General features: G+C 39.1%; 14 protein-coding genes. 12 read left to right on the top strand and 2 right to left on the bottom strand.

Translation table 11 applies throughout. The features are described from left to right. Positions 1-191 precede the first annotated feature (191 nt). The 8 genes from ACFE6N_RS03960 (at position 192) to ACFE6N_RS03925 (ending at position 12,009) form a co-directional block, all read left to right on the top strand. Positions 192-1,739, top strand: a complete 1,548-nt coding sequence (locus ACFE6N_RS03960) for a cryptochrome/photolyase family protein (protein WP_378934054.1) — start codon at positions 192-194, stop codon at positions 1,737-1,739. 247 nt (positions 1,740-1,986) lie between these two features. After that, entirely contained in the window at positions 1,987-2,565 is a 579-nt protein-coding gene (locus tag ACFE6N_RS03955; protein ID WP_378934052.1) for an RNA polymerase sigma factor, read from the top strand. Positions 2,566-2,667: 102 nt separating this feature from the next. Beyond that, on the top strand, positions 2,668-3,813 hold the full coding sequence (locus ACFE6N_RS03950; protein ID WP_378934050.1) for a FecR family protein: 1,146 nt from the start codon (positions 2,668-2,670) through the stop codon (positions 3,811-3,813). A gap of 257 nt (positions 3,814-4,070) precedes the next feature. After that, positions 4,071-7,595, top strand: a complete 3,525-nt coding sequence (locus tag ACFE6N_RS03945; RefSeq protein ID WP_378934048.1) for a SusC/RagA family TonB-linked outer membrane protein — start codon at positions 4,071-4,073, stop codon at positions 7,593-7,595. 15 nt (positions 7,596-7,610) lie between these two features. After that, entirely contained in the window at positions 7,611-9,071 is a 1,461-nt protein-coding gene (locus tag ACFE6N_RS03940) for a RagB/SusD family nutrient uptake outer membrane protein (RefSeq protein WP_378934046.1), read from the top strand. 60 nt (positions 9,072-9,131) lie between these two features. Next, a complete protein-coding gene (locus ACFE6N_RS03935; RefSeq protein WP_378934044.1) occupies positions 9,132-10,379 on the top strand; it encodes a TlpA family protein disulfide reductase in 1,248 nt (415 codons plus the stop codon). A gap of 7 nt (positions 10,380-10,386) precedes the next feature. Next, positions 10,387-10,836, top strand: a complete 450-nt coding sequence (locus ACFE6N_RS03930; protein WP_378934042.1) for a protein-disulfide reductase DsbD domain-containing protein — start codon at positions 10,387-10,389, stop codon at positions 10,834-10,836. 24 nt (positions 10,837-10,860) lie between these two features. After that, on the top strand, positions 10,861-12,009 hold the full coding sequence (locus tag ACFE6N_RS03925) for a redoxin domain-containing protein (RefSeq protein WP_378934040.1): 1,149 nt from the start codon (positions 10,861-10,863) through the stop codon (positions 12,007-12,009). A 230-nt stretch (positions 12,010-12,239) separates the two neighbouring features. Here the strand turns inward: ACFE6N_RS03925 and ACFE6N_RS03920 are convergent, their stop codons facing one another. After that, positions 12,240-13,124 (bottom strand): LysR family transcriptional regulator, encoded by an 885-nt coding sequence (locus tag ACFE6N_RS03920; RefSeq protein WP_378934038.1) that lies wholly within the window; start codon positions 13,122-13,124, stop codon positions 12,240-12,242. A 91-nt stretch (positions 13,125-13,215) separates the two neighbouring features. Here ACFE6N_RS03920 and ACFE6N_RS03915 point away from each other — a divergent pair, with 91 nt between their 5' ends. Beyond that, positions 13,216-13,938, top strand: a complete 723-nt coding sequence (locus ACFE6N_RS03915; RefSeq protein WP_378934036.1) for a class I SAM-dependent methyltransferase — start codon at positions 13,216-13,218, stop codon at positions 13,936-13,938. 111 nt (positions 13,939-14,049) lie between these two features. On the opposite strand, the gene ACFE6N_RS03910 is transcribed toward ACFE6N_RS03915, so the two are convergent. Then, positions 14,050-14,286 (bottom strand): hypothetical protein, encoded by a 237-nt coding sequence (locus tag ACFE6N_RS03910; RefSeq protein ID WP_378934034.1) that lies wholly within the window; start codon positions 14,284-14,286, stop codon positions 14,050-14,052. Between the two features lie 190 nt (positions 14,287-14,476). On the opposite strand from ACFE6N_RS03910, the gene ACFE6N_RS03905 reads away from it, so the two are divergent. From ACFE6N_RS03905 to ACFE6N_RS03895, 3 genes are all read left to right on the top strand, one after another. Next, positions 14,477-15,886 (top strand): S41 family peptidase, encoded by a 1,410-nt coding sequence (locus ACFE6N_RS03905; RefSeq protein WP_378934032.1) that lies wholly within the window; start codon positions 14,477-14,479, stop codon positions 15,884-15,886. Positions 15,887-15,957: 71 nt separating this feature from the next. Next, positions 15,958-16,548, top strand: a complete 591-nt coding sequence (locus tag ACFE6N_RS03900; protein WP_378934030.1) for an RNA polymerase sigma factor — start codon at positions 15,958-15,960, stop codon at positions 16,546-16,548. Positions 16,549-17,028: 480 nt separating this feature from the next. After that, positions 17,029-18,051 carry a FecR family protein gene (locus tag ACFE6N_RS03895; protein WP_378934028.1) on the top strand — a complete coding sequence of 341 codons (1,023 nt, stop codon included), beginning with the start codon at positions 17,029-17,031 and terminating at the stop codon, positions 18,049-18,051. The last annotated feature ends 149 nt before the right edge of the window (positions 18,052-18,200 follow it).

Genomic DNA, 18,200 nt, shown 5'->3' with positions numbered 1-18,200 from the left:
CTTTGAAGACGATATCTTAATTAATGCCGAAGAAAAAGATATTAAACCACCGGATATGATCACTGGTATTAAGTCAATTTTTAAGCTATCTATCAATAAAAAGATTGCTTATTTTATTCGTTTTCCTGCAAACAATATAACGGTAATATAGTTTTTTTATTCGTAAACAATTTGAGCTGACATTCTTAACGATGGAAAAAAAATACAGGATATTGCGGCTCATTTTGGGCGACCAGCTCAATATCCAGCATTCCTGGTTTAAGAAACCAGCGCCAGGCACGCTGCATGTATTGATGGAAGTAAAAACGGAAGCCGGTTATGTCTGGCACCACATCCAAAAGGCATGTGCTTTTTTTGCAGCAATGGAAAATTTTGCTGAGCTGCTGAACGATAAAGGATTTGAAACCATTTACCTTCGACTTGATGACCCGAAGAACAAACAAAATTTTTCAGATAACCTGAACGATTTAATAGAAAAGTTTGGGGTAAAAGAATTTCATTATCAGCTGCCCGATGAGTATCGGCTAGATCAGGAACTAAACAAGTTCTGTAAAAGTCTGCCTATTAATCACCGCCCTTTTGATACCGAACATTTTTATACCAGCAGAACCGAGCTGGCGGATTTCTTTTCCGGTAAAAAAGAATTGTTAATGGAAAGTTTCTACCGGGCAATGCGCGCAAAACACCACATATTGTTAGATGACGACCATGATCCGGTAGGCGGCAAATGGAATTTTGATGAGGAAAACCGGAAGAAACTTCCTAAAAACCACAAACCAAACCCTCCGCTGTTATTTGATAACGATGTAAGCCAACAATATAAAAGAATAAGTACTACGGAGATAAAAACTATCGGTAATATTAATCCAAAACATCTCCTTTGGCCTGTAAACAGAGATCAGTCTTTAAAACTGCTACATTATTTCTGTGAAAACTGTCTCCCACTATTTGGTACCTTTCAGGATGCCATGCAAACCAATGAATGGTCTCTTTATCATTCGCGTTTATCATTTAGCATGAATACCAAACTTATTTCTCCGGTTGAAGTGGTCAGTTCAGCCATTAAATATTGGAAGGAAAATAAGAAATCGATCACAATGAATCAGATAGAGGGATTCATCAGGCAGATTTTAGGCTGGCGTGAATACATGAGGGGTATTTATTGGATGAAAATGCCTGAATTTGAAAAAATGAATTTCTTTGATCACAAAAGGAAACTTCCTGAATGGTACTGGACGGGAAAAACGGAGATGAACTGTTTAAAGCATTCCATTAATCAGTCTCTTGAATATGCCTACGCACATCATATCCAGCGTTTAATGATCACAGGAAATTTTGCGCTGCTTGCCGGCATCGATCCGGATGAGGTCGATTTTTGGTATCTGGGTATCTACATCGATGCAATACAATGGGTAGAAATTACCAATACAAGGGGAATGAGCCAATATGCAGATGGCGGCATTACCGGCTCCAAACCCTATACTGCCACTGCAAATTACATCCATAAAATGAGCAATTATTGCGATACTTGTAAGTACGACCGCAATGAAAAAACCGGAGAAAATTCCTGTCCGTTTAACAGCCTGTATTGGGACTTTCATGACAGAAACAGGACTAAACTTGGCAGAAACCACAGGCTTTCTATGGTTTACCGGATCTGGGATAAAATGAATCCTGATTTGAGATCTGAAGTGCTGACAAGAGCAGACTTTGTCTTAAAAAATCTCAATAATCTCTGATATATTTGGAAGTACTTTACATGATATACAGTAAAATAGTTCACCGCTTAATTCAATATGCCTTTAATCACTTTAGGGGTAGCGAGTTACTTTTTATTTAATCATTCGCATACTTCGAGAACTTTTATTTATTTATTAAATATTAAGATATTTTTAATAAATTAACCACGTTTTATATAACAGTCGTTGTAGCTTTTAAGTGGATTTAAATTTAAGACGCTTAAAGGCAGGATCTATACGAATTTAGATGTATAAATTAACACTTGAAAAGGAGCAGGAATTACTTGGCCGTCTTTTATTAGATGACGAACAGGCCTTTGCTACTCTTTTTAACAGTTATCGAAATAAACTCTATGGTTTTATTTTTGGAATAACGGGATCAAGCGAAATTGCAAAAGACATTGTCCAAGACGTTTTTTTAAAGATCTGGAAAACACGCCATAATGCCCACAAAGTAGAAAATTTCAATGCACTGGTTTACCGCATGGCTAAAAATGCCGCTCTCGATCAACTAAAGCGGGCTTCGCGCGAGTCAACAGCCCTTTCAACCCTTAGCTTGGTTTCTGAAGAGCGTACGTCCAGCGATCCCTTTGAGGATATGAAAGCGACAGAAATTCAATTGAAATATGAACTTGCACTAAAGAAATTACCTAGACAACAGCGTATGGTCTATGAATTACGTCATATTGAAGGTGAAGACTACGGAGAAATCGCAAAAAAACTTAATCTTTCTATTCCAACTATCCGAAGTCACTTCAGAAATGCCCTCAATACTTTAAAAGGAAGCCTATTTTCGTTCTTGCTGATAATATTATTCCGCTTGTAAGCTAAAAATATAAAAATATTTATTTTTCTTTTGCACATTCTTACCACTTCGTCGTCTTACAATTAAAAACTCACTAAAATTGCGCTCAATTAATTGTTATGTATGTCGGAAAATAGAATAAAGGCTTTACTAGCTAAATATGTAGATCGCAAGTGTGATGAAAAAGAGCTGGAAGAGTTATTTGCGCTGCTGAATGTATTAGACCGACAAAAGTTAGACGAACTGCTAAACGATATTTGGCTGGAATATGAGTCTGACCAGGAACTCCCTGAAGAAGATGCGCAACAAATCCTGAATTCAATTTTAGTTAAGCGCAGCAGGTTCTCCCTTCGTTATGTCGCTATAGCAGCATCTGTGCTCATCTGCGTTTTTGCAGGCACCTACCTGTTATTGAATTCGAGAAAATCCAATCCTGTTGAGCAGTCTGTTAATCTGGAAATTAAACCAGGTAGCAATAAGGCCGAACTGCTGATGGCAAATGGTAAAAAGGTAGTACTTGGCAGTGGCCTTCAAAAAATTGAGATCCCCAATACTGATCTGGTACTTCAACAGGATTCAAACGGATCGTTGACTTATCAGAGGGGCGCAAATACATCACTTGCAATGTCCTATGATACCCTGCGGACACCAAAAGGTGGGGTTTACCAGATTAACTTGAGCGATGGCACCAAAATCTGGCTCAATACTTCAAGTGCAATCAGATTTCCTGAAAAATTTGCGAACAACAAACGCGATGTAGAACTTCTTTATGGTGAAGCGTATTTTGAAGTGAAACATAGGCCAGATGCTCCATTCGCAGTTAAAACAGCTGCCGGGATAGTTCGGGACCTTGGAACGAGTTTTAACATCAACAGCGCATCTAATAATGGCCATGTTGCCGCCACTTTACTAGAGGGCGCTATCGAAGTGGAATCAGGCGGGCAATTTAAAAAGATAAAACCTGGTCAACAGGCCTTATTCAGTAAAAAGAAAATTGTGGTTAACGATGTAGACGTTGAGAACATGATTGCCTGGAAAGACGGCTATTTTATGTTTGATGAACCGATGGAAAGTGCCATGAATAAAATTGCCATGTGGTATGATGTAAAGGTTGAATACCAGGATGAAGCGCTAAAAAGCATCCCGGTTCTGGCCACTATTACACGCCACGGAAATATTAAAAATGTGCTGCGGATTTTAGAAATGACCAAAAAAGTCCGCTTTAATGTGCAGGGAAGAACAATCAAGGTTGCGCATTTTACACCATAAACCAATACCAATTAATTATCAACCACCAAACCAAACTTAACTAAACCAAACCACATGAAGAGTAACTAATTGCCACCATTTAAAAGAGAAAAAGGAGTGCTGGAACACCCCTTTTGAAACTCTTAAATCTTTCCGATCAGATCGGAAATGAACATTTCTTACCAGATAATTCACGATTTAAAAGAATGTAAATGTATAAAATTTCTTCGATAGATTTTATGCAGCTTCCACGCTGCGCGCATAAAATTTTAAGGCTTATGAAGCTAACTTTTACCCTCCTACTGATCTCGCTTTTACATGTAAGCGCATCCAGTTTAGCACAAAATATTACCCTTAATCAAAAAAAAATTGCCTTAGTAAAGGTGTTCAGGGAAATCCGATCACAAACCGGGTATAGTTCTGTTTGGGCAGATGCGGGCGAGAAGAACAAAATTATAAATGTCAGTTTCACTAACGCCCCCCTGGAAACTGCCCTTAAACAAATACTTGACCAAACCAATCTTTCCTACAGCATTGATAAAGAGAGCAAAGCGATTCTAATCTTCAACAAACCGACTGCAGCAATTGCTAAGCCCACAGCGTTGATGGATGTAAAAGGCATTGTGCTAAACATGTTAAAACAACCATTGATGGGCGCCACCGTTAAGGTTAAAAACAGTAATACTTCCGTACAAACTGCGGCTGACGGCTCATTTCGTTTGGCCGGTATTGCCAGTGATGCGGTTTTAATGATCTCTTATGTAGGCTATGCCATTAAAGAGATCAATGCATCGCCAGATATGGGAACCATTCAGCTCGAATTTGCATCTAATGAGCTGGAATCAGTAAATGTGACCTTTTCAACAGGGTATCAAACACTGTCAAGAGAACGGAGTGCAGGTTCATTTTCAAAGCCCAGCCTGGCTGTTATGAACGAGAGATCAGGCAGTACAAATGTATTACAACGGTTGGATGGTTTAGTACCTGGATTAGCCGTAAATAATGCTCCTGATGCCGGCAACAATCCTTTTTTAATTCGTGGTTTATCATCCATTAACTCCAACAGAGGCCCGCTGGTAGTTTTAGACGGAGTACAGGTACCCGATAATGCTATTCAAAACATCAATATGCAGGATGTAGCAGATATCACCGTACTTAAAGATGCAACTTCTTCGTCTATATGGGGTGCCAAAGCGGCTAATGGTGTAATTGTAATTACTACAAAAAAAGGATCTGCAGATGAAAAATTAAAAATTGACTATGATGGCTATCACAATTTTCAGGGCATACCAGATCTGAACTACATCCAGAAGATGAACAGTAGCCAGTTTATTGCTGCAGCAAGGGAACTATTCCCTCAATATGTTGGCAGCAATTCCTTTAATTCAGTTCAATTAATTGCACCCGTTACTCCCCATCTGCAATACCAATATGATGCAAACCGGGGTTTAATAAGCCAGGCCCAGGCGAATACAAAGTTAGATAGCCTGGCTGGAATTGATAATCGCGACCAACTTAAACAATATTTCTACAGGCAGGCTGCAACCACCAACCATACCATCTCCGTATCTGGAGGTAGTAAAGTCCATTCTTTCTATGGCTCTGCCAATTATATTGGAATAGTTAACAATATACCCGGCCAAACAGATGATCAGTATAAAATTAATCTGCGCCAGGACTTTAAATTCAGCGAACGCCTCCAGGTTTACCTCATTACCGACTTCACGAACAGGCTTACCGGGAGTAACAATATAACCGTTCCAGGTTTAGATCTGGTTCCCTATCAGCTATTTGCCGATCCATCTGGAAATCCGTTGACTGTTAACCATATGGGTAATTATAGCGATGATGTACGCAAAGACTATCAGTCAAGAAGCCGGATCAATCTTGATTACTCCCCTTTACAGGAGATCGAAAATGGATATACCAAAGGTAATGCATTATCTACAAGGATTGTAGGGGGCGTAACATTGGAGATTATAAAAGGGCTTCGATATGAAGGGACATTTGGCTATAACATTAATTCCTTTAAAAATCGCGTGGAACTGGATCAAAACAGTTATGCCGTAAGAAATGAGGTGATGACATTTACCCAGGCACCTACTGTAAACAGTACCCCTATCTATAATGTGCCCGCTTTTGGTGGCAGGTTAACTGCTACCGATGAACTGCTGAAAAGCTGGACCATCAGAAATCAGTTTTTATACGATCACAGCTGGCTTGAAAAGCATCAATTGACGGTTATGGCAGGACAGGAAGCGACAAGCATTTCGCCACTTTCAACAACAAGTATTTACCGGGGCTGGGATGATCAGCTTCAGGTAGCAAGACCTGTAAATTATCAGTTATTAGGTGAGGGTATCACGGGAACAGTACCAGGAGGGACAAGGACATTAGCCAATAATGTAACCGGTGGCGAAGGTGTAATAAGCCGTACATCCTCTTATTTTGCCAATATAGGTTACACATTTGACCGGAAGTACACGCTAAACAGCAGTATCCGTATAGATAAAAGTAATTTGTTCGGCTTTGACCGTTCAGCCCAGAACAGGCCAGTGTGGAGTGTTGGTACGAAGTGGGCACTTGGGAGAGAAGATTTCATCAAACCGGTTAATTGGCTAAGCCGTTTGGATTTAAGGCTCACTTACGGTATTACGGGTAATGCCCCGACTCCGGGTACCGCGGCATCATGGGATATTTTACGTGCTGAAACCAATGTTAATTATCCAAACGGCGTTGGCCTGATCATTAATGCACCTGCAAACAAGAAACTGACCTGGGAACTGACCAAAAACTATAATCTGGGTATGGATTTTGAAATCCTGAATGGCATATTTTTCGGTTCGATAGATGCTTATCTCAGAAAAACAAATGATTTGATCGGCAACCTGACAACTGCTCCGCTAACAGGCTTTGCGTCAGTGATCGGGAACTTTGGCGATCTGCAAAACAAGGGTTTGGACGTCTCGCTCGGTTCGCTAAACATCAGCAATAGCAATTTCACCTGGAGTACCTCATTTAATTTGGGTTATAATAAAAATAAGATATCGAGGCTTGCGAACGCTACACCGATTACTACAGGCCCAGGCATGATCAATACCAGATTCCTGGATGGTTATCCTTCTTTTGCAGTATTTGCCTACAATTATGCAGGCTTAAATACTTCAGGAGATCCCCAGGTTAAACTTGCCGATGGAACGGTTACCTCAAACCCGACAGCGACTATGGCTCAGGATGTATTGTACATGGGAACTTCACAACCTGTTTACAGCGGTGGCTTTTCCAATAAATTCCGCTATAAAAACCTCACATTGGGCATTAACATCATTTACAACGGTGGAAACGTCATGTTTCGCGATGTAAATACATTCTGGTCGGGCGTACCTTATTTAAATTATATGACCAGTGAGTTTGCCGAGCGTTGGAAGATAGCTGGCGACGAAAATAAGACCAACATTCCCAGATATGCTGCCACAAGCGCAATCAGTGGCAATAGAAACACCAACTATTACACCTACTCAAATAGCAATGTGTTTAACGCCTCTTTCGCAAAGGTCCGGGATATCACATTAGCTTATGATATTAGAGGTGGAATAATCAAAAAACTACATGCACAGGCCATAACGTTCAGGGCACAGGTTTCTAACTTAATGTTGTGGAAAGCCAATGATTTGGGGATCGATCCTGAATTCCAGTCTTTAGGAAATGTTGGTGCAACGCAAACGGCGGGCAACACCGGTGCGACAAGAAATCTGCGCACCGGACAGGGAACAATAACACTAGGTGCCCATATCACACTTTAAACAGAATTAACAGTTATGAAACTCACAACGAAATACTTTTTAACGCCATTGGTGGCCTGTATAGTACTTTTATCGGGCTCCTGCAAAAAAGACTTTTTGGAAATACAGCCTAAAGGATCACTGATAGCAAAAACAACAAATGATTATGAACAGATCCTGAATGGTTTGTATTTGCAAAATACCGTTTCCGCTTCCATATATCTTGGAGACGATATTGCATTGCAAAATAGCTATTTGGATGGAGTACCCTTAAGGGTTCAACGCTTGTTTAGGTATGAAGACAGGGTTTACGAGCAAAACGAACTCCCTCAGGAAATTACCGCAGCTACGGGTTACATCCAAAGACTATACCTTTTCAACAAGATTATCAATGAGGTGACAACATCTACGCAAGGAACAGATCAGCAGAAAAAGCAGTTATTGGCTGAAGCGAAAGTCGGAAGGGCCATTTGCAATCTGGCCTTTTTAAATGATTTTTCACTCCCTTACAACCCTGCATCGGCTGCAACTGATTTGGGGATTCCGCTTATTACCGCAGCCGATGTTACCCAAACATCCTTTACCAGGGCAACGGTAAAAGAATGTTATACTGCAATCATAAAAGATTTAACAGAAGCCTTTCCAGGCCTCGGACCAGTTGTGCATCGCAGAAGGTTATCTAAAATGGCTGCCGAATTCTTTCTCACCAGAGTATATATGAATATGCTTGATTTTTCTTCCGCTAAAACGCATATTGATGGCGCATTCACAGAATTGTCTAAATCAACCATACCGCTCTCACTTTACGACTACAATACTGTTTTGGATGAAAATGCAGCCGGTTCCTGGTTTCCGCTCAACTTCCTGGGTGCGTTAAGCAATCTGCCTCTTGCAGCAAACAACAGCCAGGTCATTTATAATATTTCTACCACAGTCTGGAATTTCAATTTTGCTGATTGCCCGGTTTTCACGCCTCAGGTGGCTACCCTTTACGGTGATGATGATAAAAGATTACTGCTTTATTCAGACACGGAGATGTTTGGCGACCTGATTTACCCCAAAAAAGTACGTCGTTATCCGAATTTCTTTCTGGATATCGGACCGTCGCTACCCGAAATGTATTTAATGCGTGCAGAAATAAAGGCTCGGGAAAATGACCTGAGCGGCGCAAAGGCAGATGTTGAGGCCTTGCGGTTGAAAAGAATGACTGCTGCAGCTGCGAGCGTGCCGGCAAACGTAGCTTCCAACCAGCAAGCTATGGTTAGATTTATTCTCGACGAACGCATCAGGGAATTTGCGCTTTCGGGTTTGCGTTGGTTAGATATGCGTCGTCTTTCAGTTGATCCGATTTATAAGGATCACATCAATCCTAACCACTATCTGTTGGATGCAGATGGCAGCATTTTAAAAACTTATACGCTGACCCCAAAACGCTATGCGATGAAATTCGGGGAACTTATGGTCAATCAAAATCAGGGATTAGCAGATAATCAATAAATTATTCCACCTGGGCGGCCCTTAGGCTGCCCAATATTACACATCAATTAAATAACAGTTATGAAAATCAACAAATTAATAAACTGCTTTACCGCTTTAAGCATGATGCTGATTATCAGCAATGGAGCTAAAGCACAACAGCCTAATCCTTTGGCTGAAAAATATGAAGAATTTACGCTTATTGGCAAAGTACAGGATCAGGAAAAATTTTATAAGGACTTAATAAAGAAAATACCTGAAACAGAGAAAAACAGAAAAATTTACGACCGTATTAAAGGTGCAATAGCCATTAACTGGCTTCATGACGAAAATTTAGAAAAGTTCAAATATTATGACAAGTCAGTTAAAGATGGTTTATCGTTATTTGAACTAACTAACATTCTTGAAAAGTGGTTAGATGAGCAAAAACACATGGAATGGGTTGATGTAATTTCCAAACAATATATTAAAGATATTGAAAACGGATTACGCAAAGATGATTTTGAACATGCACACGAACTTTTACTGGAAATTTCAGCTACGGTAGATTGTATCAATGGCGATAAAAGTTCTGCATTAGCAAAAATCAACGAAGCACTTAAAGATGCTAAAATGAGGAACATGAATTACTTTAAAGATTCGAAGCCAAATTTCATCAGTCGTTATGCATTCATTTTAGATGCAAATGGCCAAACGCAAAAGGCAATTGATACATTAACCGTTTCCGTTAAAGAAGCAGAATCTAATCCCAAACTTTTATCTACGCTTAAAACCATCTATGCTAAAATAAATGGAGAAGATAATGCTATAAAATATGTCACTTCATTGCAGGATGAGGCGTACCAGCACTATTATAAGGCGCTTGAAAGCAAATGGGATCCAATCGGCAAACCTGCGCCAACCATTGCCATTACCAAATTAAATGGTCAGGAATTTAAAGTATCTGATTACAAAGGAAAAATCATGGTAGTTGATTTTTGGAGCACCACGTGTACGCCCTGTAAAGCCTGCTTTCCTGCTTTCGAAAGAATAGTTGCAGACTATAAAAATGAACCATTTCAACTATTTGTAGCCGGAATAGCTGAGGACAAAGAAACCCAGCAAAAATATGTCGACAAATCCAAACTGACTTTAGATGTATTGAGAGATCCCGATATGGAATTCTATAAAGCAATTGGTGCTAAAGGCACACCGCATAAGTTTATCATCGATCCTAAAGGAATAATAAGAATGGAAGGAATTGGTTACGCTGGCTCAACAGATCGGGAATATTATGAATTAAAAGCAATGGTAGAAATCACTAAAAAGCATGCTGCCGACAATAATTAATATCAATATGAAAAAAAATATCATTCTGCTGTTACTCTGCTCGTTTTTCACAATAAAAGGATTCGGGCAAATCTACCACCCCATCAAATGGAGTTATGCGGCCAAAAAAACCGGTAAAAATGAAGCGGTTGTATATGTAAAAGCCACCTTAGAAAAAGGCTGGCACTTATACTCACAGTATGTAGAAAAAGGTGGTCCGCAACCGACAAAATTTACATTTGAAAAATCAGATGGCTATACCGTCTCAGGTTATACAAAAGAACCTCAGGCCATTGTGCGTTTAGAGCCCACTTTTATGATGGAAGTCGGATTTTTCGAAAATTCAGTCATCTTTCAGCAAAAAGTAAAGCTAAAAGGCAAAACAGCAACTGTTAAAGGAAAAGTAAAATTTATGGTTTGTAACGACAAGATGTGCCTTCCGCCGGATGAAGTCGATTTTACCATTAACATCAATTAATATCCAGAACGATACAATAAAAATATGAAACGATTAATGATCATCGCCTTATCCATACTACAATTGAGTGCTTTTGCACAGGGCGGAAAAAATACTTTTACCATCACAGGAAAATATGGTGAATTTAATGCACCGGTAAAGGCCTATCTAGAATATACTTTAAATGGCAAAGATATTACCGATTCGGTTGTATTGAAAAACGGAGCATTTAAATTCACCGGCACAGCGACTTCTTCGCCAGTTTCAGCCGAACTGAGTTTTGACACAAAAGGTGTCGGTAGAGATAAAAGCCTGGAGCGCGGTACCGTAATTTTAGAACCTGGTAAAATAATGGTCGCTATTAAAGGCGGAAGTTCTTTTGACGGATTAGAAGTAACCGGTACACCTATGAACAATGATTATACCGAATTTAACAATCTTGTAGACGAATCGCTGGCAAAGATGTCTCCGGGAGATAAGGCTTTCATGGAAGGAAAATCAAATCAGCAAAACACGCCTGATTTTGAAGATAAGCTGGAAGAATTCAAAAAAAGATATAGCAAACTAACAAACGAAGCTTATGCAAAATTCGTAAGAACCCACCCTGATTCTAATCTTGCGCTCAACCTGATGTCGAAATTAGCTTATGACGGTGAATACACTGAAGTAAAATCTTTATTTGATGGTTTTTCTGACAGGATTAAGAAAAGTACTAAAGGTATAAACTTTGCTAAAACCTTGTTTCAGATGAAAGCTTCAGCCATTGGACAAACGGCACCTGATTTTGAGTTGGCTGATACAGAAGGAAAATTGGTAAAACTTTCTTCTTTTAAAGGCAAATACGTTTTATTAGACTTCTGGGCGTCATGGTGTGGCCCTTGCAGGGCAGAAAATCCAAACCTGCTCAGGATTTATAACAAATTCAAAGATCAAAACTTTACCGTAGTTGGTGTATCGCTCGATAAACCCGAAGCAAAAAATCTATGGCTGGCTGCGATAAAGAACGATGGTTTACCATGGCTGCAACTATCTGATCTTAAGGCATGGGATAGTACCGCAGCAAAATTGTACGGCGTTAGCGCCATACCGCAGAATTTCCTGATTGATCCCAATGGAAAAATTGTAGGCAAAACTTTAGTTGGAAAAGGACTTGAGCATAAACTCATTGAAATGATTGGTCAGCCTTCACATTAAGATTAAGGATTTTTAGCAATTAACATCTTTCTAGCTGCGTACAGAGGCTGTATCAGAAATGATTTTTTAGATTTTTAGCAGAATAATATTTTGAAAGGTCTTCAATCCCAATTAATTGGGAATCTTAATGCTATTGCAAAGCGCCTTAAGATTCCCGCCTGCGCGGGAATGACGAAAAACAAAATAAATTTCGGGTTTAAATGTTAGATTTTACTTCTGATACAGCCTTTTTATATTTTCAATCGTGTATAATGTTTAATAAACCAATTCAATGCCTCGTATTTATTTGATTCTTTATAAGCCAGTACTACCTCTGTATTAATGGGAATATCGCTGATTTCAATAAAAGATACGTTCAATTGTCCGTATTGTTTTTTTAACGACAGTGGCAAAATAGATACACCCAGACCCGCCTCTACCAATTGTAGTATAGAGTGTACATTGTTAGCCTCGTGGGTTATATCCGGACTAAAGCCCAATCTCTGGCAAATTTCCACAAGTTTCTGGTTATACTGCGGCGCAAATGTTTTATTAAAGAAAATAAACGGACTCTTCCTTAAAAAATCTGCGAGTTCATGTTCATTGCCTATTTTATGTGTTCCTAAAGGGGTAACCACCACAAAAGGATCAAAAAACAAAGATTCTACTTTCAATTTTTCAGACAAAACAGGAGCTCTCAAAATCCCAACATCTAAGTCACCATGTTCCAGCGCTTTAATCTGCGCCAGTGTAGGTACTTCAAACAAACTCGTTTTCAAGTAGGGAAATTCCTGATGCATCAACTTTAAAATTTCGGCAAGCTGCGATTGATAAACTGAACTGATGTAACCGATCTTAAATTCGCCGCTAACACCTTCATGGATTTTACGCACCACTTCTTTACTTTCTTCAAGCCTGGTAAACAGGTTACCTACTTCATTCTTAAAATATTTACCGGCATCTGTTAACACAACCCGCTTATTATTCCGGATAAACAACTTTACGCCGAGTTCTTCTTCCAATTCTTTAATCTGCCTGCTTAAAGGAGGCTGCGAAATAAAGAGTTTCGTTGCTGCCTTGGTAAAGTGCAGTTCTTCTGCAACAGCTTTAAAATATGACAAATGTCTGAGCTCCATTTCTACAATACTTATCAGGTATTAATTTATGCTAAAATTGGTATTTTACAAATATGATCAACTGCGGTAACTTTACAAAAAACTAAAAGCAATGAATAAAGATTATTCGCATAAAGCAACAAACGATGAGATAAAAACAAGGTTCGACAGCGATGTAGAACGTTTCTCTAATTTAGAAAGCGGTCAGCAAACCACTATTGATGCCCCACTTACCATGGAACTTTGCACCGAAGCCGCCAAATACATTAATTCAACCGCTACAGAACTGTTGGATATTGGCTGTGGTGCTGGTAATTATACATTGAAAATGCTCAGTAAAATCCCAAACCTAAACTGTACCTTAAACGATTTGAGCCTACCTATGTTAACACGTGCAAAAGATCGGATATCGGCGCAAACCACGGGAAAAATAACGCTGATACAGGATGATATGCGAAACCTGGATTTGCCCGACAACCGTTTCGATATTGTACTGGCCGCAGCTACATTTCATCATTTACGTGCCGATGCCGATTGGGAACTTGTTTTCACTAAGATTTACCAGGCTTTAAAACCCGGTGGCAGTATCTGGATTTCAGATCTCATTACGCACGATTCAGTTTTAGTTGACAAACTTTTTCAGGATCAATACGGAGCATACCTGAAAACACTTGGCGGTGAAGCATACAAACAAAAAGTATTAGATTATATTGAATATGAAGATACCCCGCGTTCGGTTAATTATCAGCTGGCTTTGCTAAAAAAAGTCGGGTTTAGCATGACCGAAATCCTCCACAAGAACGCCTGTTTTGCGGCATTTGGTGCGATAAAATAAAAGATGCCTGCGATTTTCCAAAAACGATCTAATACCTCTTTATTAAACCTTAATGATTTATTTAAGCAAAAGATCATGTTTTATTTTAAATCAGTCCACCCTCCTATCGAATTAGGCATAGCCGGGCCTGAAATTTTTACTTAACGCAATTAATTCGTCAAGGTTAATCAGATTGGGATCTGCAGACTGTCGTCTTAGGAGGCTGATTGGAACCGTTATAATACCATTTGTAGTACGCAATACGCAATTTTCATCATTAGCATTTGAAGATACGTAATCGCCGATTCCGGAGTCGATTTCAGATAAACGGATTAGTAATTCGTTGTAGATATAAAGCGGAAAATTCACAACGCAAAGTTAATGCAATAAAACGCGAATGTTTAATTATTGTTACGTTAACATTAAATAAGTCTGTAATGATAATTTAACACCGGGAACCATTCTTTCCAGGCCTATATTTGGTAGATTATGCTAACTTGAAAATTAATGCCGGGTTAACAATAGTAATTTTAAGTTTGTTCTAAAACCAGGAAAGGCAATGACCACGTCCATAACAAACTTAAATAAAACAACTTATCAGTTTATTTATATAGTTATTCTATTTTTAACTATCCTGTCGGGCTGCAAAAAAAGCAGTCAAAAACCTGATTATCCAATAGGAAGCAACGAGCATATCAACACCTGGATACTTGATAGCCTTAAACGATATTATTATTGGAATGACCAATTGCCTGCCAATCCGAATCTCAGTTTGGCACCAAAAGATTTTTTTAATTCCATCCGCAACTCGTCGGATCGTTTTTCATACATCACTATCCCTAATGACCCTGCCACTGCAATACCAGGCAATAGAAATTTTGGTTTTGATTATACCGTGGTGAGTGACCAAAACAGTTCAAAAGCTATCGGAATTATTAAAGTGGTACTAAACGACTCTCCGGCTTCGAGGGCCGGTTTAAAACGTGGAGATTATATCAGTAAAATTAACGGCAAAACAATAACGGTTGATAATGCGCAGGTTTTGCAAACTGAAATATTAAATAGCGATCACTTTTCTTTGGGTTTAGCTGAACTGAAAAACAATATCTGGACAGACACCCGTACTGTTCAGCTAAATAAAAGTATCATACTCGATCAGCGTGAGATCAGCAAGGTGATAGAAAGTGATGAAAAAAAAATCGGTTACCTGTATTTTCTGGATTTTAATGGTGGTTTGGCCAGTTCGCTTACTGCTGCCTTCAGTAATTTTAAATCAGAAAACATCGCCGAGCTCATTCTCGACCTCCGTTATAACGCAGGTGGCCAGGTAGCAGAAGCAGCCGGCTTATGCGCTATGATTGCTAAAAATGTATCTTTCAATAAACCCTTTATTATCTACAAAGGCAATAAAAACGGAGGCACCAAGACCGAATCAATCGGTACTGCAGCTACATTCGATGGCACTTTAAATTTTAACGCCATCTTGCAGCAAAACCTTGGCTTAAGCCGGGTTTATATCCTATCAACAGCAGCCACCGCATCTGCTTCAGAAGTCATGATTAATAATCTTAAACCTTTTATTCAGGTGATACTGATCGGCGAAAAAACAAGGGGAAAAGATGAAGCGTCATTTAGGATCTTTGATGCCCGAAGCCCTAAACAGGTGTATTGGGAAATACACCCGATTGTTTATAAACTTTTTAACGCACAGGGCATTGGCGGTTACAGCACAGGCATTACCCCCGATATCAAGGTTAATGAAATGGATAATCTGCCTTTGCTTCAACCTGGCGATACTGCAGATCCAATGGTGAGAGCAGCAATTGCTGCCATAACCGGCAAGGCTATCAAAACTTCTACTGTAATAAATAATGTATTGACTAACAGCTTTCAGCCTGATCGTGTATTAATGGATTCGAGGACGGTGTCTGCACAGCAAAGCATAGTCATCAGCCATCAGTTAAGGTGATAGAAAAGGTTTTCATTGCGTTAACATTAACTTTATACGCAACTACTAACTTGCCTACATAAACGCTACTTATGGAACAGTTGGAAGATTTTAAAAATGCAAAACTCCTCAATGCAGTAAAAGCTGGCGATTCTGCCGCTTTCAATGAAATTTACCACCAGTATCGAAAAAAAATATATGGTTATGCCTACCATTTTAGCCGTAACAGTGAAGAAGCCGAAGAACTTACCCAGGATGTTTTTGTAAGGCTTTGGGAAAACCGGTCAAAAATTGATACACAAAAGAATTTTGAGGCATTTCTTTATACCCTTATCCGTAATAATTTTCTTTCTATACTTCGTAAAAAAGCCAGAGAGAAGGCTTATAGCAACGAAAACCTTAAATGCGAGCCATCTTTCAATACCATAGAAGAGGAACTCAATGCCAAAGAAACGAAACAAATTGTAAATAAAGTGATAGAAAGTCTTTCTCCGCAGGTTAAAAAAATATATTTATTGAGTCGTAACGACCACCATACCCACGAAGAAATTTCGCAACTGATGGGCATCTCTAAAAACACGGTAAACAACCACCTCAAAAAATCACTTGGGACTTTGCGGAAATACTTCAGCACCTATTCCCCGGAAACGATATTATCATTGGCTATAGTGATCTTTTGTTAAGGTTGCCCATAGGAAGTACTTATGGCTACCTGCATGGTTTCTGAATATACTCTGCCAATTGACCATTACCAAATTCATTTACATTCTCCCATCTTAATTTTCTTTAGCGAGGATGCCTCTCGTTAGGTCACCGTTGACGAGCAAAAAAAATGCGATGGTGACAAGAAAAAAGCCTTCTTATAATAATGTTTATACAAGCAGCTCATGGTTAATATATCTTGCTACTATATAAGCGCATATAAGCTTTAAGCGTTATCATCATTTTCAGGCAAGAGCCGCGATGAATACCTGCATAAATCCGTCGAGTAGATTTACTTTTAGTTAAATTCTAAAATTATTTCTCAGGATAACAAGCAAATAAAACTGCCCCGTAACTGCCCCTAATCGCTTTTTAAAATAAATTTCATTTTCAGATAGCTATATCACCACGCTCGTGCATATATACATTAGTGCGCAGCGCTAAAGCTTACAAATATTAAAGTGAAAGAAAATATTAAAATACTATTTGAATATTACTTAGCAGGTAAAACCACTCCAGAGCAAGAAAAAATTTTAATGGAGTACCTTGCTGACCCAGCGAACGCCGATAGTGAATTTTATGGTGTAATGGAAAGCGCGTGGACAGCGAAAACAACAGAAACCGATTACTCTTTAACCGCTGTTAACGGACTTGCAGAAATATGGGACAAAGTAGAAAAACGCCAACCTAAAAGCAGATTATTCTCGCCACTATTAAAATATGCTGCGGCAGTTATCGTCATTATTTCTGCATCGCTTGGCTGGTATCTTTACCTGAATGTACAACAAGCTACACAAACATCGATCACCTTTTTAAGTAAAACCACTCAAAAGGGCGAAAGACTAAAGTTGATTTTACCTGATAGTTCTGTTGTATACCTTGGTGCCGAAAGCAGGCTAACCTGGCCATCCCGGTTCGTAAAAGGTAATTTAAGAAATATCCAGCTGGAAGGAGAAGCTTTTTTTGAAGTAAAACATGATACCACCAGCCCGTTTATCGTACAGAGCGGAGAGATGCAGACCAGGGTTTTGGGTACTTCATTCAACATTTATGCTTATCCTGAAGATGAAACTTTCAGCGTCGCTGTTCGTACCGGTAAAGTAGGCGTTTCGGAGAACAGTACCGGAAAATTAAGACATCTTTCGCTACTTACTCCCGGAATGAAATTATCATATCATTTGAAAGCACATCACTATGATATCCGTAACGAACGTATCAGCGAAATAAATGCATGGATTAAGAACAGCTTTGCCTTTAAAGATGTAAGCCTGGCTAATATGTTCCAGTCACTGGAAAGATATTACAATGTCCGTTTCGAAATGAAAACCAATAAATTAAACGATTGCAGGTACAATGCCACATTTACTAACAAGAGCATCAGCGATATAATGGAAGAAATCCGGATCATGAGCGGCAAAAAAATGAGATATAAAATAGACAATGCAAACAAAATAATAACCGTATGGGGGGAGGGCTGTCAATGATGAGTTAGCAAAATGCTATAGCGCGGCAAAAGCTGCAACAAACCAGATTTATACCTACAAAAAACAGATAAAACCTCTTTACATCAACAAGGGGCCGGATTGCTCGAACAATCCAGCGCCTAAAACAAAAGTTTTTAACCCGTGAAAAT

Origin of the sequence: Pedobacter sp. BG31 (genome assembly GCF_042464845.1) — a bacterium.
Taxonomy (GTDB): domain Bacteria; phylum Bacteroidota; class Bacteroidia; order Sphingobacteriales; family Sphingobacteriaceae; genus Pedobacter; species Pedobacter suwonensis.
The sequence above is the reverse complement of the archived record's forward strand: the minus strand, read 5'-3'. Positions and strand labels throughout refer to the sequence as shown.